Origin of the sequence: Paenibacillus etheri (genome assembly GCF_001012825.1) — a bacterium.
Taxonomy (GTDB): Bacteria; Bacillota; Bacilli; order Paenibacillales; family Paenibacillaceae; genus Paenibacillus_AQ; species Paenibacillus_AQ etheri.
Genome location: NZ_LCZJ02000091.1, coordinates 1 through 276, shown reverse-complemented (window position 1 = coordinate 276; position 276 = coordinate 1). Strand labels below are relative to the sequence as shown.

At 47.1% G+C, this 276-nt stretch carries 1 pseudogene; it reads right to left on the bottom strand.

From position 1 onward, the window contains the following. Positions 1-158 (bottom strand): annotated as a pseudogene (locus UQ64_RS32485) (IS110 family RNA-guided transposase); the annotation flags it as partial. Positions 159-276: the final 118 nt, after the last annotated feature.

Here is a 276-nt window from a genome sequence, read left to right as displayed (position 1 = left end):
TCATTTGAGAAAGATAGTGGATTGCCAACGACGATCCCGCGGAAATTCACCGCACGAGCGACGTGAGTTAGCTGTGCGATGTCGATTCCGACGACGAGATGCTGAGGGGTAATTTTTTCAATGAGTTGATTTTGTTTGTCCTGGGCTTTAAACTTCATAGTAGAGCGTCCTCCTGGATGATGGGATTTTAAGGGCTATGACCCGTTGCGTACTCCCATCGTACCGAGGCGCTTTTCTTTTTGCAAAGCTCGTAATTAACGCTCTACAGGAATGCTA